Genomic DNA, 2,500 nt, shown 5'->3' with positions numbered 1-2,500 from the left:
AGGCCCCAAACAAGTATCGGGAAGACAGGATTTGAACCTGCGACCCCCTGGTCCCAAACCAGGTGCTCTACCAAGCTGAGCCACTTCCCGAAAGAAAACGCGCCCGAGAGGAGTCGAACCCCTAACCTCTTGATCCGTAGTCAAACGCTCTATCCAATTGAGCTACGGGCGCATATGGTGCCGAGGGCGGGGGTCGAACCCGCACGGTGGTCACCCACCGCAGGATTTTAAGTCCTGTGCGTCTGCCTGTTCCGCCACCCCGGCATGTCATATTGAAAATTGGAGCGGAAGACGGGATTCGAACCCGCGACCCCAACCTTGGCAAGGTTGTATTCTACCACTGAACTACTTCCGCAAGACATGTTTGAGATATTTTATTAAAAGTGCGGGTGAAGGGAGTCGAACCCCCACGCCAAAGGCGCTAGATCCTAAGTCTAGTGCGTCTGCCAATTCCGCCACACCCGCATATTAATTAAAATGGTGAGCCATGAAGGACTCGAACCTTCGACCCTCTGATTAAAAGTCAGATGCTCTACCAACTGAGCTAATGGCTCTTACAATAAAAACTGGTGCCGACTAGAGGACTTGAACCCCCAACCTACTGATTACAAGTCAGTTGCTCTACCAATTGAGCTAAGTCGGCTAAATGGTGGAGGATGACGGGATCGAACCGCCGACCCCCTGCTTGTAAGGCAGGTGCTCTCCCAGCTGAGCTAATCCTCCGGATTGCCTGGCAACGTCCTACTCTCACAGGGACAAGGTCCCAACTACCATCGGCGCTAGAGAGCTTAACTTCCGTGTTCGGTATGGGAACGGGTGTGGCCTCTCTGCCATCATTACCAGACTGTATTCATTTAAGACAAGAATCATTGTAACTCATTTAACTTTTAAAGTCAACAAGTTTTTTATATTCTTTCAAAACTAGATAACATTGCTTCATATTATATGGTTAAGTCCTCGATCTATTAGTATTCGTCAGCTCCACATGTCACCATGCTTCCACCTCGAACCTATCAACCTGATCATCTTTCAGGGATCTTACTAGCTTACGCTATGGGAAATCTCATCTTGAGGGGGGCTTCATGCTTAGATGCTTTCAGCACTTATCCCTTCCGCACATAGCTACCCAGCTATGCCCTTGGCAGAACAACTGGTACACCAGCGGTGCGTCCATCCCGGTCCTCTCGTACTAAGGACAGCTCCTCTCAAATTTCCTACGCCCACGACGGATAGGGACCGAACTGTCTCACGACGTTCTGAACCCAGCTCGCGTACCGCTTTAATGGGCGAACAGCCCAACCCTTGGGACCGACTACAGCCCCAGGATGCGATGAGCCGACATCGAGGTGCCAAACCTCCCCGTCGATGTGGACTCTTGGGGGAGATAAGCCTGTTATCCCCGGGGTAGCTTTTATCCGTTGAGCGATGGCCCTTCCATGCGGAACCACCGGATCACTAAGCCCGACTTTCGTCCCTGCTCGACTTGTAGGTCTCGCAGTCAAGCTCCCTTATGCCTTTGCACTCTACGAATGATTTCCAACCATTCTGAGGGAACCTTTGGGCGCCTCCGTTACACTTTAGGAGGCGACCGCCCCAGTCAAACTGCCCACCTGACACTGTCTCCCGGGTCGATAAGACCCGTAGGTTAGAATTTCAATACAGTCAGGGCGGTATCCCACCAGCGCCTCCACCGAAGCTAGCGCTCCGGTTTCAATGGCTCCCGCCTATCCTGTACAAACTGTACCAAAATTCAATATCAGGCTACAGTAAAGCTCCACGGGGTCTTTCCGTCCTGTCGCGGGTAACCTGCATCTTCACAGGTACTATAATTTCACCGAGTCTCTGGTTGAGACAGTGCCCAAATCGTTACACCTTTCGTGCGGGTCGGAACTTACCCGACAAGGAATTTCGCTACCTTAGGACCGTTATAGTTACGGCCGCCGTTTACTGGGGCTTCAGTTCAGAGCTTCGCTTACGCTAACCCCTCTCCTTAACCTTCCAGCACCGGGCAGGTGTCACCCCCTATACTTCGCCTTACGGCTTCGCAGAGAGCTGTGTTTTTGCTAAACAGTCGCTTGGGCCTATTCACTGCGGCTTTCCGTTAAGAAAGCACCCCTTCTCCCGAAGTTACGGGGTCATTTTGCCGAGTTCCTTAACCAGAGTTCTCTCGCACACCTTAGGATTCTCTCCTCGCCTACCTGTGTCGGTTTGCGGTACAGGCACCTTTTATCTCGCTAGAAGCTTTTCTTGGCAGCGGGGAATCAAAGACTTCGCTCCATAAGGAGCTTCCCCATCACAGCTCAGCCTTTATGATAAGCGGATTTGCCTACTTATCAGCCTAACTGCTTGGACGTGCACAACCAATCGCACGCTTCTTCTATCCTTCTGCGTCCCTCCATTGCTCAAACGATAAAGAGGTGGTACAGGAATATCAACCTGTTGTCCATCGCCTACGCCTGTCGGCCTCGGCTTAGGTCCTGACTAACCCTGAGCGGACGAG

The 2,500-nt window shown here is 51.9% G+C and carries 9 tRNA genes and 2 rRNA genes (2 of these 11 cut by a window edge); all 11 read right to left on the bottom strand.

The window, feature by feature from the left end:
* Positions 1 to 7: transfer RNA gene (locus N2V80_RS00490), tRNA-Ala, on the bottom strand (it extends 69 nt beyond the left edge of the window).
* Between the two features lie 9 nt (positions 8 to 16).
* Positions 17 to 90, bottom strand: a tRNA-Pro gene (locus N2V80_RS00485).
* A gap of 8 nt (positions 91 to 98) precedes the next feature.
* Positions 99 to 172: transfer RNA gene (locus tag N2V80_RS00480), tRNA-Arg, on the bottom strand.
* 3 nt (positions 173 to 175) lie between these two features.
* Positions 176 to 264: transfer RNA gene (locus N2V80_RS00475), tRNA-Leu, on the bottom strand.
* 16 nt (positions 265 to 280) lie between these two features.
* Positions 281 to 355 (bottom strand) — tRNA-Gly (locus N2V80_RS00470).
* Between the two features lie 29 nt (positions 356 to 384).
* Positions 385 to 465 (bottom strand) — tRNA-Leu (locus N2V80_RS00465).
* 13 nt (positions 466 to 478) lie between these two features.
* Positions 479 to 554, bottom strand: a tRNA-Lys gene (locus N2V80_RS00460).
* A gap of 13 nt (positions 555 to 567) precedes the next feature.
* Positions 568 to 643: transfer RNA gene (locus N2V80_RS00455), tRNA-Thr, on the bottom strand.
* A 4-nt stretch (positions 644 to 647) separates the two neighbouring features.
* Positions 648 to 723: transfer RNA gene (locus N2V80_RS00450), tRNA-Val, on the bottom strand.
* 5 nt (positions 724 to 728) lie between these two features.
* Positions 729 to 844, bottom strand: a 5S ribosomal RNA gene (gene rrf, locus N2V80_RS00445).
* 101 nt (positions 845 to 945) lie between these two features.
* A 23S ribosomal RNA gene (locus N2V80_RS00440) occupies positions 946 to 2,500 on the bottom strand (it continues 1,368 nt past the right edge of the window).

Source organism: Bacillus sp. FSL W8-0640 (genome assembly GCF_038007725.1).
GTDB classification, from domain to species: domain Bacteria; phylum Bacillota; class Bacilli; order Bacillales; family Bacillaceae_G; genus Bacillus_A; species Bacillus_A cereus.
This window is presented reverse-complemented; position numbering and strand designations above follow the sequence as displayed.